The organism is Spirillospora sp. NPDC052269 (assembly GCF_040679435.1).
Taxonomy (GTDB): domain Bacteria; phylum Actinomycetota; class Actinomycetes; order Streptosporangiales; family Streptosporangiaceae; genus Spirillospora.
In genome coordinates, this window is record NZ_JBFAUU010000015.1 from 62186 (window position 1) to 82558 (window position 20373).

The following is a 20373-nucleotide window of genomic DNA, read 5'->3' on the forward strand; positions in this document are numbered from 1 at the left end:
GCTCAGCTCAGCTCACGGGGACGCGATGCGCTCGATTCCCCGGGGCAGCTCCGCCGCGGCGGCACGGTCCAAAAGGAACAGCGTGGAGCGGCGCCCGCGCGCGCCCGCGACCGGAACCTGCACCGGACCCGCCTCGGGGGACAGGCCCAGCCGGACGGCCTTGGCCTTCGACTCGCCCGCCGCGAGCACCCACACGTCCCGAGCCGCCCGCAGGGACGGCATGGTCAGCGAGATGCGGGTCGGCGGCGGCTTCGGCGCGCCGCGCACGCCCACCACCGGACGCTCGTCGTACAGCGCGGGCATCTCCGGGAACAGCGACGCGACGTGGGCGTCCGGCCCGACGCCCAGCATCAGCACGTCGAACGACGGGACGGGGCCGTGGTCCTCGGGACGCGCCGCCCGGCGCAGTTCCTCGGCGTACCGGGCGGCGGCGGCCTCGGGGTCGGCGCCGTCCGGGCCGTCCGTCGCGGGCATCGGGTGCACCCGCGCCGGGTCGAGGCCCACGTGGTCGAGCAGCGCGGCGCGCGCGCCGGTCTCGTTGCGCTCCGGGTCGCCGGTCGGCAGGAACCGCTCGTCGCCCCACCAGATGTCCAGCTTGTGCCAGTCGATCGCGTCCCGCGCGGGCGTGGCGTTCAGCGCGGTCAGGACGGCCGTGCCGACGCCGCCGCCGGTCAGCACCACCGAGGCGGTGCCGCGCGCGGCCTGCGCGTCCACGATCCGGGTGACCAGCCGCGCCGCCGCCGCCTTCGCGAGCAGCTCCTGGTCGCGGTGGATCAGGACGGTCGGAGTGCTCACTTGGACGACCCCGACCGCTTGCCGGGCGCGGGCTTCTTCGCCGCGGCCGCGCCCTTTTCACCGGTCTTGTCCGCGTCCTTGTCGGCCGCCTCCGGCTCCTGCGACGCGGTCGCGGCGGTCAGGTCCTTGGCGAACCGCGTCACCGCGTCCTGGTACACCTCGTCCGGGTCGAGCCGGCGCAGCTCCTCGGCCAGCAGGTCGGCCATCGGACGGCGCTGCAGCGCGACCTGCCGGTCCGGCTGCCCGGAGCGCGACAGCGTCGCGACGCGGCCGTCGGGACGGGACACCTCGATGTCGCCGCCCTTCGTCACCAGCCGGACGCCGGTGATGCCCGGGCCGTCCGACGAGACCCGGACGACCGGGACGCCGAGCCGCACCTCGAGCCAGGCCGCCAGCAGCTCGGCGGACGGGCTGTCCGGCTCCGCCGAGACCTCGCCGCCGGTGATCTCGTCGTGGTCCTGGTCCAGCGCCGCCGCCAGCAGCGACCGCCAGTTGGTGATGCGGGTCCAGGCGAAGTCGGTGTCGCCCGGCCGGTACACCTCGGCGAGCCGCGCGAGGGTGCCGAGCCGGTCGCGGGCCGCGTAGGAGTCGGTCACCCGCCGCTGCGCGAGCGCGCCGAGCGGGTCGGACGACGGGGCCTTGGGGACCCGGCCGCCCGGCCACCAGGTGACCACGGGCGTGTCCGGCATCAGCAGCGGCACGACGACCGAGTCGGCGTGCTCGGCGAGCGGGCCGTACATGCGCAGCAGCACGGTCTCGCCCGGCCCGGTCTCGCCCATCCGGATCTCGGCGTCCAGCCGGGACGAGCTGCCGCGCGCGTCCCGCGAGATGACCGTCAGCACCCGGCAGGGGTGCTCGCGGGCCGCCTCGGTCGCCGCCCGGACGGCGTCGTACTGCGCCGACTCGTCGGTGACGATGATCACGGTGAGGACCATGCCGACGGCCGGGCCGCCCATCAGGTGCCGGGCCTGGGTCAGCGACTCCTGGATCCGGCGGGTGGTGGTGTTGGTGAGATCGATGTTCATGGGTTAGAGCCGCCTCCAGGCACGGCCGTCGCGCGCCATCATCGCGTCCGAGCTCTCGGGCCCGTAGCCGCCGGACTTGTACTGGTCGACCTTCTTCTGGGACGCCCAGTGCTCCTCGACCGGGTCGAGGATCCGCCAGGACAGCTCGACCTCCTCCTGCCGCGGGAACAGCGGCGGGTCGCCGATCAGCACGTCCAGGATGAGCCGCTCGTACGCCTCGGGGGAGGACTCGGTGAACGACTCGCCGTAGGCGAAGTCCATGTTCACGTCGCGGATCTCCATCGAGGTGCCGGGCACCTTCGAGCCGAACCGGACGGTGATGCCCTCGTCCGGCTGCACCCGCATGACCAGGGCGTTCTGCCCCAGCTCCTCGGTGTCGGTCTGCGAGAACGGCTGGTGCGGGGCCTTCTGGAACACCATCGCGACCTCGGTGACGCGGCGCGACAGCCGCTTGCCGGTGCGCAGGTAGAACGGCACGCCCGCCCAGCGGCGGCTGTCGATCTCCAGCTTGACCGCCGCGTAGGTCTCGGTCGTGGACGACTGCGGAATGCCGTCCTCGTCCAGGTATCCGGCGACCTTCACGCCGCCCTGCCAGCCCGCCTCGTACTGGCCGCGCGCGGTCGCCAGGGACAGGTCGTCCGGCAGCCGCACCTGCGACAGGATCTTGGCCTTCTCCGCGCGGACGGCCTCGGAGCTGAACGAGGTCGGCTCCTCCATCGCGGTCAGCGCGAGCAGCTGGAGCAGGTGGTTCTGGATGACGTCGCGCGCCGCGCCGATGCCGTCGTAGTACCCGGCGCGTCCGCCGATGCCGATGTCCTCGGCCATCGTGATCTGCACGTGGTCGACGTGGTACCGGTTCCAGATCGGCTCGAACATCGTGTTGGCGAACCGCAGCGCCAGGATGTTCTGCACCGTCTCCTTGCCGAGGTAGTGGTCGATCCGGAAGATCGACTCCTCGGGGAAGACCCGGTGCACGATGTCGTTGAGCTCCTGGGCCGACTTCAGGTCGTGCCCGAACGGCTTCTCGATGACGACCCGGCGCCAGGAGTTCTCCGACCGGTCGGCCAGGCCGCTGCGCTGCAGCTGCTCGGTCACCGTCGAGAAGAACTTCGGCGGGATCGACATGTAGAAGGCGTAGTTGCCGCCGGTGCCGCGGCTGGCGTCCAGTTCCTTGACCGCCATGGCCAGGGCGTCGAACGCGCCGGGGTCGTTGAACTCGCCGGGGACGAAGTGCATGCCCTCCGACAGGTGGTCCCAGACTTCCTCACGGAACGGGGTGCGCGCGTGCTCCTTGACCGCCTCGTAGGCGATCTGGCGGAAGTCCTGGTGGTCCCAGTCGCGGCGGGCGAAGCCCACCAGCGAGAACCCGGGCGGCAGCAGGCCCCGGTTGGCCAGGTCGTAGATGGCCGGAAGCAGCTTCTTGCGCGACAGGTCCCCGGTGACCCCGAACAACACCAGCACGCACGGCCCGGCCACACGTGGCAGCCGCTTGTCCCGCGGATCCCGGAGCGGATTGGGTGCTGTGTCCGTCACGTGGCGGTCCCCTCTTCTCGCATCATGCGTGGACCGTTCTCCTGCCCACATATTTCTTGAGCTCCCTCGCCGCGCCGGTGCACGGCGCACGCCGTCCGCGCGGGCGAGGGCGTCGCGGTCGGCGTGCCGGGCCGGGCGTTCCGCTCCGGTCCCGGACCGGCGCTTCCACGCCGGTCACCCCCAGGTATACGCCCATCTCGCGAAGATCATTCCCGTCGTCGGGGTAACGGCAACCCCAGGCGATCGTCACAGCCCGGTCGGTCACCCCGCCGCCTGCGTTCTCATCCCGGACGCCCCGCCGAGCGGCGCGCCGGTTCCGGCCGCGCCGCCGGCGGGCGCGGCCGACGTGCCCAGGGCGCGGACGGCCTCGGCGAGGCGTCCCGCGCCCTCCACGGCGTGCCGCAGGTGGACGCGGACGACCGGCAGCCCCAGCGCGCGCAGCGCCCGCTCCTCGGCGAGCGCGCGCGCCAGCTGCAGCGATGCGAGCCCGTACGGACGGCCCGGCACCGGCATGTCGGCGACCGGATCGCCCTCCGGCGGGTCGCCCGTGACCAGAAGGAACGCGCCGCCGCCCGGACCGCGCTTGTGCACCGACCCGGTCGCGTGCAGATACCCGGGGCCCGCGCCGTAGACCACCGGACGGCCCGTGTGCCGCGCCAGCGTCGGCGCGAGGTAACGCCCGGAGAACTCGCCGGACAGGTAGGTCACCACCGACAGGTAGCCCTCCGGCGGCACCTGCGCCAGCAGCGCCACGAGCGTCGCGGACAGGCCGTCCGGATGGTGCGGGACGGGCAGGTCGGTGTGGACCTCCAGGTCGCCGTCGGCGAACACCGGACGGCCGGTCGGCAGCGGTCCGCCCGCGGCCTTGGCCAGCAGCGAGGCCGCGTCGTCCTCGGCCTCCTGCGCGACGGTGCCGCCCGGCTCGAACGGGTTCACGCCGAGCAGCCAGCCGGCGACCGCCGTCGCGTACTCCCACAGGAGGAACTGCGCGCCGAGCGGCGCCCACACCGAGGTCTCGGCGTCGCCGTGCGTGCCCTGCTTCGGGTTCAGCGCGATGGCGTGCGCGTCGGTCAGCTCGGCCGGGCTGCCCGGCGGCTCCAGCGCCAGCACGCCGCGCCCGCGCTTGCCGGTCCCGGCCGCGAGCACCTGCGTGATCCAGCCGCTGAGCGCGCCGGACCCGCCCGGCTCGTGCAGCGCGAGCTTGGCGCGCGCGAGCCCCTCGGGGCCGCGCTGCGCGCAGCCGCCGATGATGGCGCCGAGCAGCAGGCCCGGATTGTCCTTGTCGTTCTGCAGCGCGGGCGCGAGCGCGGCGGCCTCGTCCAGCACCTGGCCCACGTCCGCGCCGGCCAGCACCGCGGGCACCAGGCCGTACGCCGACAGCGCCGCCATGTGCCCCGGCAGACCGGGGTCGGTCAGCCCGACCCGGTACCCCTTGCCGCGCGCGAACCCGTGCAGCGGGCTGCCCTGGTCGGTGATCACCACGAACCGCGCGGCGATCTCCCGGTCGCCGAGCCCCTTCTGCCGGAACGCGCTCGCGAGGATGCGCAGGTACGCGTCGCCTTCGAGGGACACGCCGGACTTGCTCGCCAGCACCACCAGGGTGCGGTCGAGGCGCTCCAGCGTGAACGCGAGCGCCGCGGTGTCCGAGCCGTCCAGGACGGTGAGGGTCGCGGCCGACGCGCTCCCGGCCGGGGCGTGCTCCTCCATGATGGCCTGCGCGGCCAGCGCGTCCGCGCCGACGCCGACCAGCACCACGTGGTCGAGGCCCGCGTACCGCGCCTCGGCGACCACGTCGTCCACCTTGTCCAGCAGGTAGCGGGAGGCGAACGGCAGGTCCAGCCACGCCAGGCGGCTGTGGTCGACGGCCCGCCGGCCCCACAGCCGCGGGTCCTTGGCCGCCAGTGCCGCGGGCACACCGCACGCGACCAGGTAGTCGCGAGCCTGCATCGCCTGCTCGAGCACGTCGCCGCGCGTCAGTACGTCGAATCCGGACACCGTTCCTCCCCGGACCCCATCGTTTCAGGAGACACCCGGCATCCGCGACCAACTCTCCGATCTTCCATGTGTCGATTTGTGAACAAGTGCGAAAAAACGAGGACAAAACAGCGAAGCCCGGCCATACGGGACGGCCGGGCTTCGCGGTCGACGTTCGCTCGACGGGTCGGGTGAGGTCAGGTGAGGGCCTTGGCGAGCTGGGTCAGCCCGTCGGCCCGGTCCCTCAGATGCACGCGCACGACCGGACGGGACCGCGCGCGCAGGGCGCGAAGGTCGCCGAAGGCCTGGGCCAGCTGGAGCTCGGCCAGGCTGTACGGACGTCCGGGGATCGGCACATCATGCTCCGGCACGCCGGTGACCAGCAGGAACGCGCCGTTCTCCGGCCCGCCCTTGTGGTACTGGCCCGTGGAGTGCAGGTAGCGCGGGCCCCAGCCGAAGGTGACCGGGACGGGGGAGCGGCGCAGGCGGCCGCCCCGTTCGGCCAGCAGCGGACGCAGCGCCGCGGCGGCCGCGTCGCCGTCCGGATCCAGGTAGGCCAGGACGGCGAGGTAGCCGCGGTCCGGGACGGACGCGAGCAGCGCGTCGACGGCGTCCGAGAGCGAGAAGGAGCCCTTGAGGAAGTCCTCGCGGGCGTGCACCTCGACGGACTCGTCGGTGAACGCCGGAACGCTCGGGATGACGGTCGGGGCCGTGCCCCCGGCCGCGCGCAGCAGCGCGGCGGTGTTGTCCGCGGACTCGGCGACGGCGGGCTGGTCGAACGGGTTGACGCCGATGACCCGCCCCGCCACCGCGACGGCGTACTCCCACAGCAGGAACTGCGCGCCGAGCGGCCCGGAGACCGCCAGGCCCGCCTCCCGGGCGGGGCCGGGCTCGTCCGGGCGGGCGCCCAGGATGACGCGCCGGACATCCGGGGTGAGCTCGAAACCGGGCGCGGCCACGTCCTCCACGACGACCGGGAGCAGGCCCCGGCCGTCCTTCCCGGTGGACGCCGCGACCAGCTGCTCGATCCACGCGGCGAGGCCGGGCAGGCCCGATCCGTGGTCGGCGATGACGAGCTTGTCGCGCCCGGCCAGCACGGATGCGCCGAGCGCCGCGCCCAGGGCCAGCGCCGGGTTCTCATAGGGCTGTTCGAGCGTCTCGGCCAGCGCCGACGCCTCGTCCAGCAGCTGCTCGACGTCGGCGCCCGCGAGCGCTGACGGCACCAGCCCGTAGGCGTCCAGCGCGCCGAAGCGTCCGCCGGTCTCCGGGTCGCCGTGCACGGTGTCGTACCGGCCGTCCAGCGGCGAGCCGGGGTCGGTGACGACCAGAACGCGAGAGGCCGGGTCGAGCCCGGCCTCACCGAACGCCTCCTCGAAGACGCGCAGGTGCGCGTCCGTCTCCACGGTGGCGCCGCTCTTGTCGGCCACCACGAGCAGCGTCGTCGGCAGCCCGGCCAGCGCGGCCCGCACCGTGCGCGGGTCGGCGCCGTCCAGGACGACCAGCTCCGTCCCCTCCGGAGCCGCCGACCGGACGATGGCCTCGGCGGCCGCGGCCGCCCCGCCGGTACCGGCCAGGACGACGCGGGTGAGCCCCGCGGCCCGGGCCTCCCGGACCCGCTCGGCCAGACGGCCGAGCAGGTCACGGGAGGTCTCGGGCAGTCGCAGCCAGCCCAGCCGCCGCGCCGCCAGGGGCGCGGCGTCCGGACCCCACAACCGGCCGGCGCGCTGCAGCAGCGCGCCGGGGACGCCGTCGGAGACGAGCCGGTCCAGAACGGACTCGGTCTCGTCCACCAGCGGGCCCCGGATGGTGACCGACACGCCCGCCGCGGTCACCACCGAGGTCACGCCTTGGCCACCTTGTCCTTCAGCTCCGAGGCGATCGTCTCGAGCATCTCCTTCCAGGAGACCTCGAACTTGTCGACGCCCTCGTCCTCCAGGACCTTCACGACGTCGTCGTAGTCGACGCCGACGTCCTTCAGGCTCTGCATGACGGCGCGCGCCTCGGCGTACTCGCCGGTGATGGTGTCGCCCGCCGGGGAGCCCTTCTCGGCCTCCGCGTCGAGCGTCGCCTCCGGCATCGTGTTGACGACGCCGTCCGCGACCAGGCCGTCCACGTAGAGGGTCGGAGGGAGGTTCGGGTCCTTCACGCCGGTGGACGCCCACAGCGGACGCTGCGGACGCGCCCCCGCGTCACGCAGCTTCGCCCAGCGGTCGGTGCGGGACCTCTCCTCGAACAGCGCGTACGCGAGCCGCGCGTTCGCCAGGCCGGCCTGGGAACGCAGCGCCTTGGCCTCGTCCGTGCCGATCCTGTCCAGCCGCTTGTCGATCTCGGTGTCCACGCGGGACACGAAGAACGACGCGACCGACTCGATCCCGCGGATGTCGTGCCCGTTCGCGCGGGCCTGCTCCAGCCCGGTGAAGTAGGCGTCGATGACCTCGCCGTACCGCTCCAGGGAGAAGATCAGCGTCACGTTCACGCTGATCCCGTCGGCCAGCGCCGCGGTGATCGCGGGCAGGCCCTCCTTCGTCGCGGGGATCTTGATGAACAGGTTCGGCCGGTCGACCATCCACCACAGCGCGCGCGCCTCGGCGATCGTCTTGACGGTCTCGCGGGCCAGCCGCGGGTCCACCTCGATCGACACCCGGCCGTCCACACCCTCGCTCCGGTCGAAGACCGGGCGCAGCACGTCGGCGGCCCAGCGGATGTCGTAGGTCGTGATCGCGCGGGACGCCTCCTCGACGTCCACGCCGCGCACCGCCAGGTCACGGACCTGGGCGTCGTAGGCGTCGCCCTTGCTCAGCGCCTTGGCGAAGATCGTGGGGTTGGAGGTGACCCCCACCACGCTCTTCTCCTTGACCAGCTGCTCGAGGTTGCCCGTGCGCAGCCGCTCCCGGCTGATGTCGTCCAGCCAGATCGACACGCCCTGCTCGGAGAGCCTCTTCAGAGTGTCGCTCATCGCTCGTCGCTTCCTCTCGCCTCAGTTACCCGTGGTGCTGCCGCGTCCGGCGCCGGGCGCCGCCGCCTTGATGCGGCTGGCCCGCGCCGCCGCCGCGACCCGCTCGGCGGTGAAGCCGAACTGCTCGAACAGCGTCTTGTGGTCGGCCGAGGCGCCGAAGTGCTCGAGGCTGACGAGCTCGCCGGCGTCGCCGACGTAGTAGCGCCAGCCGAGCCCGATGCCCGCCTCGATCGCGACCCGGGCGCGCACGCCGGGCGGCAGGACCTCCTGCTTGTAGGAGTCGTCCTGCTCCTCGAACCACTCGACCGACGGCATCGACACCACGCGGGTCGGGATGCCCTCGGCCTGCAGCTCCTCGCGGGCCTCGACGGCGAGCTGCACCTCGGAGCCGGTCGCGATGAGGATGACCTCGGGCCGTCCGCCCTCGGCCTCGGCCAGGACGTAGCCGCCGCGGGCGACGCCGTCGGCGGAAGCCAGCTCGCCGGACCGGTCGAAGGTCGGCAGCTTCTGCCGGGACAGGATGAGGCCCGCCGGACGGTCGGTGTTCTCCATGATCGTCGCCCACGCGACCGCGGTCTCGTTGGCGTCGGCCGGGCGGACGACGTCCAGCCCCGGGATCGCGCGCAGCGCCCACAGGTGCTCGACCGGCTGGTGGGTCGGGCCGTCCTCGCCGAGGCCGATCGAGTCGTGCGTCCAGACGTAGGTGACCGGCAGCTTCATCAGCGCCGCGAGCCGGACGGCCGGGCGCATGTAGTCGCTGAACACCAGGAACGTGCCGCCGTAGGGGCGGGTGCCGCCGTGCAGCGCGATGCCGTTGAGGATCGAGCCCATGCCGTGCTCGCGGATGCCGAAGTGCAGCGTCCGGCCGTACGGCCCGCCCGGGAACTCCTTGGTCTGGAACTCCTCGGGGATGAAGGACGGCTCGCCCTTCATCGTGGTGTTGTTGGACTCGGCCAGGTCGGCCGAGCCGCCCCACAGCTCCGGCAGCACCGGGGCCAGGGCGTTCAGCACCTCGCCGGACGCGGCGCGGGTGGCCAGGTCCTTGCCGGCGGCGAAGGTCGGGACGGCCTTCTTCCAGCCCTCGGGCAGCTCGCGCCGCGAGATCCGGTCGTACAGGGCGGCCTTGTCCGGGTTGGCCTTGCGCCACGCCTGGTAGCGCTCGTCCCACTCGGCGTGCGCCGCGCGCCCGCGCTCGACGACGCCGCGCGCGTGGTCCAGGACCTCGGGGACGACCTCGAACGAGCGGGCCGGGTCCATGCCCATGATCTTCTTGGTGGCGGCGACCTCGTCCGCGCCGAGCGCGGAACCGTGGATCTTGCCGGTGTTCTTCTTGTTCGGCGCGGGCCAGCCGATGATCGTGCGCAGCGAGATCAGCGACGGGCGGGCGCTCTCGCGCTCGGCGGCGGCGAGGGCCTCGGCCAGTCGGCCGACGTTCTCCTCGTACTCGCCGTCGACCGTCCAGTCGACGGTCTGGACGTCCCAGCCGTAGGCCGCGTAGCGCGCCTTGACGTCCTCCGACTTCGCGATCTGGGTGTCGTCCTCGATCGAGATGTGGTTGTCGTCGTAGATCATGACCAGGTTGCCCAGGCGCTGGTGCCCGGCGATCGCGCTGGCCTCGTGGCTGATGCCCTCCTCGATGTCGCCGTCGGAGGCGATCACCCACACGCGGTGGTCGAAGGGGGAGACGCCGGCGGCGGCCTCGGGGTCGAACAGGCCGCGCTCGCGGCGGGCCGCCATCGCCATGCCGACCGCGTTGCCGATGCCCTGGCCGAGCGGACCGGTCGTGGTCTCCACGCCCGCGGTGTGCCCGTGCTCGGGGTGGCCCGGCGTCAGGCTGCCCCACTTGCGCAGGCGCTTCAGGTCGTCCAGCGTCAGCGGGTAGCCCGACAGGTAGAGCTGGATGTACAGGGTCAGGCTGGAGTGCCCGCAGGACAGGACGAACCGGTCACGGCCGGCCCACTCGGGGTCGGTCGGGTCGTGCTTCAGGAAACGCTGGAACAGAAGGTAGGCGGCGGGAGCCAGGCTCATGGCCGTCCCGGGGTGCCCGGAACCGGCTTCCTCGACCGCGTCCATCGCGAGGGCGCGGACCGTGTCCACCGCCCGCCGGTCCAGCTCGGACCACTCAAACGTGCTGTTGTCCCCACTCACGGAACGCCAGGCTCCTCTCGAACCACATATTTAGCGATGTCTGTCACACGGAGGCGGAGATCCACTGTCGCGTCCGTTGGTCGCAACATGACGCGCACCGCCGGTGTTCCCCCAGGGCGGGGGCCCACCGGGCGGTGGACGATCCGTGTCACGGGCGCTCAGGCGAGTCGCTCCGGCCCGCCTCCGAGCCTATCCAACCCTGTGGTCGGCTCCCGTGACCTCGTCGGGTCCGGGATCCGGCGGAAACCCCCGCGACCGCCTCGTCCGGAGCCTGCCCGATCGTTTCACGGCATAACCCCCGCCCGGCGGCCCGTGGAGGCCCGTCCGCGCCCGCCGCAAGGGCCGGACGGCCCCCACCCGGCGGGAGACCGTCCCGGATCCCCGGGAGGACCGGCCCACGCCGCCCCCGCCGCAGGGGCCTTGACGGACGGGTCGGGGAGACGCCGCAGGTCGGGCGGGGGACGGAGGGCGCGGGCGGCGAGTCCGGTGCCCCGGTGCGTGAACCCCGGAGGGGGCGGACTACAGTGGACCCGCGGTTGAGGCGACCGGTACGACGCCGAAAACGACCGCGACAAGCAACAGCCGACCGGGGCACCCGTCCCGGGGCGTGCCGAAGGATCGCGGGGGCACCGCTTGGTGACGCGATTCGGTGGACGCGAATTCCCTTGCCTAGTTGGACGTGGACCCGATTGTGACGGTGCTCAGTAACAAGCTCGGGGTCGAGCAGCTGGACGACCCGATGCCGGGGGCGGCGGTGGCGGCCTCCTCCGAGGCGGCCCTCGCCGAGAGGCGGACGCTCGGCACGAGCGTCCGCGCCTACGTGGCGCTCACCAAGCCCCGCGTGATCGAGCTGCTCCTGATCACGACCATCCCGGTGATGTTCCTCGCCGCGGGCGGCGTGCCCTCGCTCAGCCGGGTGCTGCTGACCTTCGCCTTCGGCTGGATGTCGGCGGGCGCGGCGAACGCGATCAACTGCTACATCGACCGGGACATCGACGCCAAGATGCGCCGCACCCGACGCCGTCCGCTGGCCCGGGCTCAGGTCCTGCCGGGGCGGGCGCTGGCCTTCGGGATCGCCCTCGCGGTGATCTCCACGGTCGGGTTCGCCCTCGCGGTGAACCTCGTCTCCGCCGCGATGTCGCTGTTCGCGATCCTGTTCTACGTCTTCGTGTACTCGCTGCTGCTCAAGCGGCGCACCTCCCAGAACATCATCTGGGGCGGCATCGCGGGCTGCATGCCCGTCCTGATCGGCTGGTCGGCCGTCCGCGGCTCCGTCGACTGGACCCCGTTCATCCTGTTCGGCGTGGTGTTCCTCTGGACGCCGCCGCACACCTGGACGCTGGCGATGCGCTACAAGGAGGACTACGCCGTCGCCAAGGTCCCGATGCTGCCGGTCGTCGCGTCCGAGAAGCGGGTCATCGGCGAGAGCCTCGTCTACACCTGGCTGACCGTGGCGTGCTCGCTGCTGCTCTGGCCGGTCGCCGGGATGACCCCGGTGTACGGGGCCGTCGCGATCGTGCTCGGCCTGGTCTTCCTCGCCGAGGGGCACCGGCTGCTGAAGGACGTCCTGGGCGGCGTGACGGGCGTGCACCTGCGTCCCATGCGCTTCTTCCACCTCTCCAACGTGTACCTGGCGCTGCTGTTCACCGCCGTCGCCGTGGACCCGCTGCTCCACTGAGCCGCCCGCTCACCGGGCTTCGCGCTCACCGAGCCGCCCGCTCACCGAGTCACCGGCGCTGAGCCGCTGGGCCGAGCCCTCCGGGCCGGGCCCAGCGGAGCGCCCCCCTCCTCCCCACCCCGGGCGTCCTGGCCGTCCCCTGCCCTTGAGGGCAGCCGTTCGTGCACCTGAAGGATCGCCGCAGGTCGGGGGGTTCCTGTCCACGCGGTCCTTGCGGGACCGTTACGCTCCCGCTATGGCGCGCATTGATCCCAAGGCGGTGCTCGAAGGGCGGATGCCGGGGCGACCCCCCGTGGGTCTGCTGATCGGGCTCACCGTCTCGTCCCTGTGCGCGCTCGTCGCGCTCGGCATCGACGCGCTCTACGGCGGTGCGGGGTTCTGGGTCGGGATGATCCTGGCGATCCTCCCGATCCCGCTGCTGATCGCGCTGGTCCTCACCCTCGACCGGATGGAGCCGGAGCCGCCGCGCGCCCTGGTGTTCTCGTTCATGTGGGGCGCCGGCGTCGCCGTCCTCGGCGCGCTCGTGCTGAACACCCTCGGCCTGCTCTACGTGACCGTCCCGATCTTCGGGGAGGTCCGGGGCCACTTCGTCAGCGCCACCTTCGGCGCCCCGGTGATCGAGGAGTCGCTGAAGGGCGCGGTGCTGTTCGGCCTGCTCTGGTGGCGCCGCAACGAGATCGACGGCTTCGCGGACGGGATCATGTACGCCTGCATGGTCGGCCTCGGCTTCGCGATGATGGAGAACGTCACCTACTACATGCGGGCGTTCGACCTCGGCGGCACCAAGCAGCTCCAGACGGTGTTCATACTGCGGGGGATCGTCGCGCCCCTGAGCCACCCGCTGTTCACGTCCATCACCGGCATCGGCGTCGCCTGGGCCGCCACCCACCGGCGCGGACGCGTCGCCGCGCCGATCCTCGGCCTGCTCGGGGCCATGATCCTGCACGGCCTGTGGAACGGCGCCGCCGCCATGGGCCTCGGCGGCCTCGGCTCGGTCTACGTCCTGGACGCGGTCGTCCTGGCCGTCCTGCTCACGGTCGTGTTCGTCGAGCGGCACAACACCGTCAAGCGGATCGAGCACGTTCTGCCGATGTACGAGCCGACCGGCCTGGTCACGCCCGCCGACGTCCGGATGCTGCGGTCCATCCCGGCGCGCCGGGCGGCCCGCCGCTGGGCCCGCTCGCTCGGCGGGCGCGGCGCGGCCAAGGCCATGGAGGACTACCAGCTCGCCGCGACCGAGCTCGCCCTGCTACACAAGCGCGCCGAGCGCGGCGTCGCCGAGCCCCGCTGGTTCGAGGCCCGCCGCGACTCCCTGCTGAACCTCATGGGCCTGGCCCGGCAGGCGTTCCTGCGCACCGCCCCGCCCGCGCGGCGCCAGGGCCCGCCGTGGGCCGATCCGGGGCCGTCCGGCTTCGTCCCCCCGCCCGCCCCGGGGCCCTACGGATAGGGCCCGGAGGGCCCGTGTCCGGGCGCGTGGCGGGCGACACGCCCGTATACGCCTTGGGCGGGGGCCGGGTCAAGGCTTCGGGGGTCCGGCCCTACGATGAGGGACGTGGCCGAACGATCCGAGACCGCTGCTGACCCACGCCCGTCGCGCAATCCGCTGACCCGGGTGATCGACTCCTTCTGGAACCCGACCCCGGCGTCGCTGCGGCTGCTGGCGCTGCTCGGCGTCATCGGCAACGCGGTGATCGTCGCGACCGGCGGCGCGGTCCGGGTGACCAAGTCCGGGCTCGGCTGCCCCGACTGGCCCCGGTGCTCGGGCGACAGCCTCGTCCCGACGCACAACCCGGCCCACTCGGCCGCCAACATGGCGATCGAGTTCGGCAACCGGATGATCACCTTCGTGGTGTTGGCGATCGGCGTCCTGGTGTACATCGCCGCGCTGCGGCTGCGCCCCCGCCGCAAGGACCTGGTCTGGTGGGCGCTCGCCCAGCCGATGAGCGTGGTCGCGCAGGCCGTCATCGGCGGCATCGTGGTGCTGAGCAAGCTGCACCCGGCGGCCGTCGCACTGCACTTCCTGATCTCCCCGGCGCTGCTGATCTTCTGCGTGGCCCTGTACGAGCGCGCGAGCGAGGGCGACGCGGCTCCGGAGCGGATCGTCCGGCCGGCGCTGCGCCTGCTGTCGGCGCTGCTGGCGAGCGCCGCCGCCGTCGTCCTGGTCGCCGGGACGGTCGTCACCGGTACCGGCCCCCACGCGGGCGACGACAAGTCCCGCCGCTGGGGCTTCCAGATCGAGGACGTCACGCGCGTGCACAGCGGCCTGGCCTGGATCACCGTCGGGCTGACCGTCCTGGCCCTGGTCGTGGCCCTGCGGACCGGCGCGCCCGCCGTCTACCGCCGCCGCGTCCTCACCCTGGTCGCCCTCGAGGTGGCGCAGGGCGCGCTCGGCTACATCCAGTACTTCATGGGCGTTCCCGGGCCGCTGGTCGTGCTGCACATGCTCGGCGCGGTGATGGTCTGGATCATGGCCCTGCGCATCCTGTTCGCGACCCGGGACCGCGGTCCCGTGCCCGCGGCCGAGACGTCGGCCCCCGCGCCGTCCTCCCGCACCGCCCCTCAGCCCGCCTGAGACGACGGCCCCGGGGGGCCATCCTCATGCACTGCCTCCCGGCCCGCCTGAGAGGTTGGCGCGCCGGGCCGTCCTCCCGCACCGCCTCCCAGCTCCGCATGATCGGCGCGTCGGCATCCAGGACGGCCGCAGGCGCCCTGCTCCGCGGGACGCGACATGGTCGAAGGCCCCGTCCGGGACGTTCCGGACGGGGCCTTCGGGCGATCCGCTCCGTCAGCCCTTCTTGGCGAGGAACTCGCGGAGGCGGGGGAGCGGCCAGGTGTTGATCACGTCGTCGGGCGTGATCCAGGCGCGCTGGGCGGTGCCGATTGAGAACCGGATGTTGCGCATGTCGGTGACCGAGTGCGCGTCGGTGTCGATCGCGAACCGCACGCCGAGCCGCAGCGCCCGGCGGGCCAGGTCGGCGGGCAGGTCGAGCCGGTCCGGGAACGAGTTGACCTCCATCGCCGTCCCGGTGCGGGCGGCGGCGCGGAACACCTCGTCCCAGTCGGCGTCGATGGGGGCGCGGCGGCCGAGCGACCGGGCCGTGGGGTGGCCGATCACGTTGACGTGCGGGTTCTCGCACGCGGTGATCAGGCGCCGGGTCACTTCCTCGCGGCTCTGGGTGAAGTGCGAGTGGACGGACGCCACGCACACGTCGAAGCCCGCGAGGAAGTCGGCGTCCCAGTCGACCGAGCCGTCCGGGCCGATGTTCAGCTCGGTGCCGTGCAGGATCGTCAGGTCCGGGTAGCGCTTCTGGAGCTCCCGGATCCGCTCGCGCTGGGCGAGCATCTTCTCGTCGGTCATCCGCTGCATGACCAGGTCGGGGGCGTGGTCGGTGACCGCGTAGTACTCGAGGCCGCGCGCGGAGGCGGCCTCGACCATCTCCTCCAGGGACGCGACGCCGTCGGTGAGGTCGGTGTGGGTGTGCAGGTCGCCGCGCAGGTCGTCCACCTGGACGAGCCGGGGGAGCTCGTCCTTCAGCGCGGCCTCGATCTCGCCGGTGTCCTCGCGCAGCGGCGGCGGGATCCAGGGCAGCCCGAGCCGCCGGTACACCTCCTCCTCGGTCTCGGACACGACCAGCGCGCCGGACTCGACGTCGAACAGGCCGTACTCCGACAGCTTCAGCCCGGCCCGGACGGCCATCTCGCGCGTCCGGATGTTGTGCGCCTGCGACCCCGTGAAGTACTGCAGCGCCGCGCCCCACGACTCCGGCGGGACGACCCGCAGATCGACCTGGAGGCCGCGGGAGGTGCGCACGGAGGTCTTCTTGTCGCCGCTCCCGATGATCTCGGTGACGAACGGCAGCGCCTTGAACGCCTCCATGATCGGGTGCGGGTCGTCCGAGGCGACCAGGACGTCGACGTCGCCGATGGTCTCGCGCCGCCGCCGCAGCGACCCGGTGTATCGGCACCGCTCCACGCCCGGCAGCGCCGAGATCGCGGCGACGACGTCGTCGGCCAGCCCGGTGGCGACGTCGATCGGGGCGCGGTCGCGGGTCTGCGACAGCAGCTCGATGCCGTGCCGGATGTTCTCCACCGACTTCGGGCCGAAGCCCTTGACGCCCTTGAGGCGCTCCTCGCCGATCGCCTCGGACAGCTCGGCGACCGAGGAGATGCCCAGCTCGTCGTACAGCTGGTAGGCGCGCTTCGGGCCGAGCGTCGGGATCTCGGTCAGCGCCCGCACCCCCGCCGGGATCTGGGCGCGCAGGTCCTCCACCTGCCGGATCGTGCCGGTCTGGTTGTAGTCGAGCAGCTTCTTGGCGATCGCCTCGCCGACCGTCGGGATCTTCCGCAGGCCGGGGAGGCCGAGGCCGGAGATGTCGTCCGGGAAGCCCTCGACCGCCCGGGCGGCCTTCTCGTAGGCCCGGATCTTGAAGGCGTCACCGCCGGTGATGGACAGCAGGTCGGCGAGCTCCCGCAGCAGCTCGGCGGCCTCCTCGTTCGCGCGTGCCATACCGGCAGCCTACGAGGCGCCTACGACAGAACGCGGCCCGGGCGGGCCATGATCGGAAACCCGGTTCAGCGGAGCGGGGCGACCGGGCCGTCCGGGTGCTCGGCGCGTTCCCGGACGACGGTCTCGGCGATCTCCCCGGCGCGCTCGCCCGAGTACGCGCGGAACCCGTCCGCGGTGACCACGGCCAGCGACGGGTAGATCCGCCGGGACAGGTCGGGCCCGCCCGTCGCCGAGTCGTCGTCGGCGGCGTCGTACAGCGCCTGGACGGCGACGAGGGCGGCCTCGTCCTCGGTCAGGTCGTCCCGGTACAGCTTCTTCAGCGCGCCCGAGGCGTACGGCGAGCCGGAGCCGTCCGCGTAGTACCGGCGCACCTCGGTGGGCGCGCCGGTGATGTCGTAGGAGTAGATGCGGCCGACGCCCTCGTCGACGTCCCAGCCCGCGAGCAGCGGCACGACGCCCAGGCCCTGCAGTGCCTGCGCCAGGTTCGCCTGGACGACCGCGCCGAGCCGCCGCGCCTTGCCCGGCAGCGACAGCGGGACGGTCTCCATCTTCTCGTAGTGCTCCAGCTCGACCTGGAACAGCCGGACCATCTCCATCGCCAGGCCGACCGTCCCGGCGAACGCGACCACCGAGTGGTCGTCGCCGCGCTGGACCTTGTCCAGTTCGCGGTAGGCGATCTGGTGCCCCTGCGTGGCGCGGCGGTCGCCCGCCATCAGCACACCGCCGGGGAAGGTGAGCGCGAGGACCGTGGTGCCGTGCGGCAGCTCGAGCGGGCGCGCGGCCTCGGGCGTCCGGTTCACCGGAAGCAGGTCGGGCGCGTGCAGGCGCAGGAAGTCCACGAACGACGCCTGTCCCGCCTCGAAGAACTCGGGCGGCAACCCCTGCTCGTCGTTCAGGCCGGTCACGGCGGCTCCTCTCGCTGTCGTCGGGACGCCGGATCCGTCCCGAGATCGATCCTCGCACGCTCACGGCCCGCCCGCCACATCACGCCCGCCGGGCGGCGGGTCAGGCCTGCGGGGCCTCGGGCGGGGTCTTCTCGCCGAGGGTGGCGCCGGCGCAGGCGGCCATGACGCAGACGATCGCGAGCCACTGCAGGCCGGACAGCACCTCGCCCAGCAGGACGACGCCGACCAGCGCGGCGGCGGCCGGCTCGAGGCTCATCAGGATGCCGAACACGCGCGGCGGCATGCGGCGGAGCGCCTCGAGCTCGAGCGAGTAGGGGATCACCGAGGACATCAGGCCGACGCCCACGCCGAGCAGGAGCAGCTGCGGGTCGAGCAGCTTCGGGCCGCCGGTGGCGATGCCGACCGGGAGGATCGCGGCGGTCGCGACGACGCTGGCGAGGGCGAGGCCGGTGGAGCCGGTGAAGCGGCGTCCGGTCGCGGCGCTGAGGAGGATGTAGAAGGCCCAGCAGATCCCCGCGAACAGCGCGAACCCGACGCCGACCAGGTCGGTGGCGCTGCCGGCGCCGCGTGCCAGGAGCAGGACCCCCGCGGCGGCCAGGGCCGTCCACAGCAGGTCGCGCGGACGGCGGGACGCGAACACCGTGACCGCCAGCGGGCCGAGGAACTCGATCGTGACCGCGACGCCCAGCGGGATCCGGGAGAACGACTGGTAGATCGCGAAGTTCATCAGCGCGAGCGTCAGGCCGAAGCCCGCCGCGACCGCCAGGCTGCGCCGCGAGTGGTCGCGCAGGACCGTCCGCAGGCCCTTGCGCGCCACGAACGCCAGGACGGCCGCGGAGGTGACCAGCCGCAGCATCACCAGCGCGGCGGGCGGCAGCTGTCCGAACAGGTGCTTGGCGATGCCCGCCCCGACCTGGAGCGACAGGATGCCGAGCAGGATCAGCGCGGGCGGCGGGACGGCGCCGAGCGAGAAACGGGCGGCGCGGGACGCGCCGGCTGCGGGAACGGCCGAACCGGGGGCTTCGGCGAGGGCCAACGGACTTACTCCCAGCGGAAGAAACGGGCGGAAAGGGCGAGGCCGGCGACGGCCCACACCGCGAGGACGATCAGGGGCTTGCCGGGCAGCGCCGCACCGTGCTGGAGGACCTGCCGCAGCCCGTCCGCGAGCGCGGAGATCGGCAGCAGCTCGAGCGCGGCGCGCACGCCGTCCGGGAACTTGGTCAGCGGGAAGACCACGCCGCCGACCGCGAGCAGCAGGATGTAGACCAGGTTCGCGGCGGCGAGGGTCGCCTCGGCGCGCAGCGTCCCGGCCATGAGCAGGCCGAACCCGCTGAACGCGGCGGTGCCGAGCAGCAGCAGGACGGCCACGGAGAACGGGTCGCCGTGCGGGTGCCAGCCGAGCGCCAGCGCGACCGCGCCGATCACGACGGCCTGGAGGATCTCGACCAGGACGACGGTGAGGGTCTTGGCGGCGATCAGCCCGGCACGGGGCAGCGGCGTCGCGCCGAGCCGCTTGAGCACGCCGTAGCGGCGTTCGAAGCCGGTGCCGATGGCCTGCCCCGTGAACGCGGTCGACATGACCGCGAGCGCCAGGATGCCGGGGGCGAGGAAGTCCACCCGCCGGCCCGGCCCGAGGTCGAGCAGGGACGTCGCGGAGAACAGCGTCAGCAGGACGACCGGGATGATCAGCGTCAGCAGCAGCTGCTCGCCGTTGCGCAGCAGCGCGCGCAGCTCGTAGCCGGTCTGCGCGGCGATCATCCGGGGCAGCGCGACGGCGCCCGGCGCGGGGGTGAGGTCGAGCCGTTCGGCGGCGGTGGTCACGAGCGCAGCTCCCGTCCGGTCAGCTCCAGGAAGACGTCCTCGAGGGTGCGGCGCTCGATCCGCAGGTCCTCGGCGAGGACTCCGTGCGAGGCGCACCAGGCGGTCACGGTCGCCAGCAGCTCCGGCCCGACGTCGCCCTCGACGAGGTAGTGCCCGGCGGGCGACTCCTTGGCGGTGCTGCCCACCGGGAGCGCCGCCAGCAGCTCGTCCAGGCCGAGGCCGGGACGGGCGCGGAAGCGCAGCTGCCGTTCGGCGCCGGTCAGCTCGGCGGGGGAGCCCTGCGCGACGACCCGGCCGTGGTCGACGATCACCACGTGGTCGGCGAGCCGCTCGGCCTCCTCCATGTAGTGCGTGGTCAGCACCACCGACACCCCGGCGTCGCGGAGCCCGGCGACCAGGTCCCAGGTCGCGTGGCGGGCCTGTGGGTCGAGGCCGGTGGTCGGCTCGTCCAGGAAGACCAGCTCGGGGCGTCCGACGATGGCCAGGGCCAGCGAGAGGCGCTGCTGCTGCCCGCCCGACAGCCGCCGGTACGGGGTCCGGGCGTGCTCGGTGAGGCCGAGCCGCTCGAGCAGCGCGTCCGGGTCGAGCGGGTTGGTGTGGAACGCGGCGACGAGCCTGAGGAACTCGCCGGCCTTCGCGGTGCCGGGGACGCCGCCGGACTGCGGCATCACGCCGACGCGCGGCTTGAGCGCCTTGGCGTCCGCGACCGGGTCGAGGCCGAGGACGCGGACGGTGCCGGAGTCGGCGCGCCGGAAGCCCTCGCAGATCTCGATCGTGGTGGTCTTGCCCGCGCCGTTCGGGCCGAGCAGCGCGGTGACCTCGCCGCGCGCGGCCCCGAAGGACGTCCCGTCCACCGCGGTCCTGGTTCCGTAGCGCTTGACCAGTCCGTCGAGCCGGACCGCGCTGCCGGATGCGGTGGTGTCGTCTCCGGGGGGTGCCATGTCCTCGAGTTTATGACCGGCCCTCCGAGGTTCCGGCCCGGGATGCCCGTGCCGCGCTGTGACGGTCGACACTTCGGCGTTTCGCCGGTG

15 protein-coding genes are annotated in these 20373 nt (G+C 73.3%); 3 read left to right on the plus strand and 12 right to left on the minus strand.

Translation table 11 applies throughout. The features are described 5' to 3' along the window. Positions 1-12: 12 nt before the first annotated feature. The 7 genes from pgl to tkt form a co-directional block, all read right to left on the minus strand. A complete protein-coding gene (pgl, locus tag AB0L06_RS29785) occupies positions 13-795 on the minus strand; it encodes a 6-phosphogluconolactonase (RefSeq protein WP_500234431.1) in 783 nt (260 codons plus the stop codon). Further along, positions 792-1820, minus strand: a complete 1029-nt coding sequence (gene opcA, locus AB0L06_RS29790; RefSeq protein ID WP_500234432.1) for a glucose-6-phosphate dehydrogenase assembly protein OpcA — start codon at positions 1818-1820, stop codon at positions 792-794. The genes pgl and opcA overlap by 4 nt, the downstream gene beginning before the upstream one ends. A gap of 3 nt (positions 1821-1823) precedes the next feature. Then, entirely contained in the window at positions 1824-3404 is a 1581-nt protein-coding gene (zwf, locus tag AB0L06_RS29795; protein WP_500234433.1) for a glucose-6-phosphate dehydrogenase, read from the minus strand. Positions 3405-3614: 210 nt separating this feature from the next. Next, positions 3615-5348, minus strand: a complete 1734-nt coding sequence (locus AB0L06_RS29800) for a phosphoheptose isomerase (protein WP_500234434.1) — start codon at positions 5346-5348, stop codon at positions 3615-3617. A gap of 176 nt (positions 5349-5524) precedes the next feature. After that, entirely contained in the window at positions 5525-7171 is a 1647-nt protein-coding gene (locus tag AB0L06_RS29805) for a glucose-6-phosphate isomerase (RefSeq protein ID WP_500234435.1), read from the minus strand. Further along, positions 7168-8283, minus strand: a complete 1116-nt coding sequence (tal, locus tag AB0L06_RS29810; RefSeq protein WP_500234436.1) for a transaldolase — start codon at positions 8281-8283, stop codon at positions 7168-7170. The genes AB0L06_RS29805 and tal overlap by 4 nt, the downstream gene beginning before the upstream one ends. A 21-nt stretch (positions 8284-8304) precedes the next feature. Then, a complete protein-coding gene (gene tkt, locus AB0L06_RS29815; RefSeq protein WP_500234437.1) occupies positions 8305-10431 on the minus strand; it encodes a transketolase in 2127 nt (708 codons plus the stop codon). Positions 10432-11170: 739 nt separating this feature from the next. Here tkt and AB0L06_RS29820 point away from each other — a divergent pair. The 3 genes from AB0L06_RS29820 to AB0L06_RS29830 all read left to right on the plus strand — a co-directional run bounded on the left by AB0L06_RS29820 (position 11171) and on the right by AB0L06_RS29830 (position 14681). Next, entirely contained in the window at positions 11171-12109 is a 939-nt protein-coding gene (locus AB0L06_RS29820; RefSeq protein WP_500234587.1) for a heme o synthase, read from the plus strand. Between the two features lie 235 nt (positions 12110-12344). Then, a complete protein-coding gene (locus tag AB0L06_RS29825; RefSeq protein WP_500234438.1) occupies positions 12345-13556 on the plus strand; it encodes a PrsW family intramembrane metalloprotease in 1212 nt (403 codons plus the stop codon). A 105-nt stretch (positions 13557-13661) separates the two neighbouring features. Next, positions 13662-14681: a COX15/CtaA family protein gene (locus AB0L06_RS29830; RefSeq protein ID WP_500234439.1), complete on the plus strand. Its 1020-nt coding sequence runs from the start codon at positions 13662-13664 to the stop codon at positions 14679-14681. 213 nt (positions 14682-14894) lie between these two features. Here AB0L06_RS29830 and polX read toward each other — a convergent pair whose 3' ends face one another. The 5 genes from polX to AB0L06_RS29855 all read right to left on the minus strand — a co-directional run bounded on the left by polX (position 14895) and on the right by AB0L06_RS29855 (position 20283). Next, positions 14895-16616, minus strand: a complete 1722-nt coding sequence (polX, locus tag AB0L06_RS29835; RefSeq protein ID WP_500234440.1) for a DNA polymerase/3'-5' exonuclease PolX — start codon at positions 16614-16616, stop codon at positions 14895-14897. A 65-nt stretch (positions 16617-16681) separates the two neighbouring features. After that, the gene (gene prcB, locus AB0L06_RS29840) at positions 16682-17521 is read right to left on the minus strand and encodes a proteasome subunit beta (RefSeq protein WP_500234441.1); all 840 of its coding nucleotides are present in this window, start codon (positions 17519-17521) and stop codon (positions 16682-16684) included. Positions 17522-17621: 100 nt separating this feature from the next. Further along, positions 17622-18557, minus strand: a complete 936-nt coding sequence (locus tag AB0L06_RS29845; RefSeq protein ID WP_500234442.1) for an EamA family transporter — start codon at positions 18555-18557, stop codon at positions 17622-17624. Between the two features lie 5 nt (positions 18558-18562). Continuing rightward, positions 18563-19279 (minus strand): ABC transporter permease, encoded by a 717-nt coding sequence (locus AB0L06_RS29850; RefSeq protein WP_500234588.1) that lies wholly within the window; start codon positions 19277-19279, stop codon positions 18563-18565. 59 nt (positions 19280-19338) lie between these two features. Then, positions 19339-20283 (minus strand): ABC transporter ATP-binding protein, encoded by a 945-nt coding sequence (locus AB0L06_RS29855; protein ID WP_500234443.1) that lies wholly within the window; start codon positions 20281-20283, stop codon positions 19339-19341. Positions 20284-20373 lie beyond the last annotated feature (90 nt).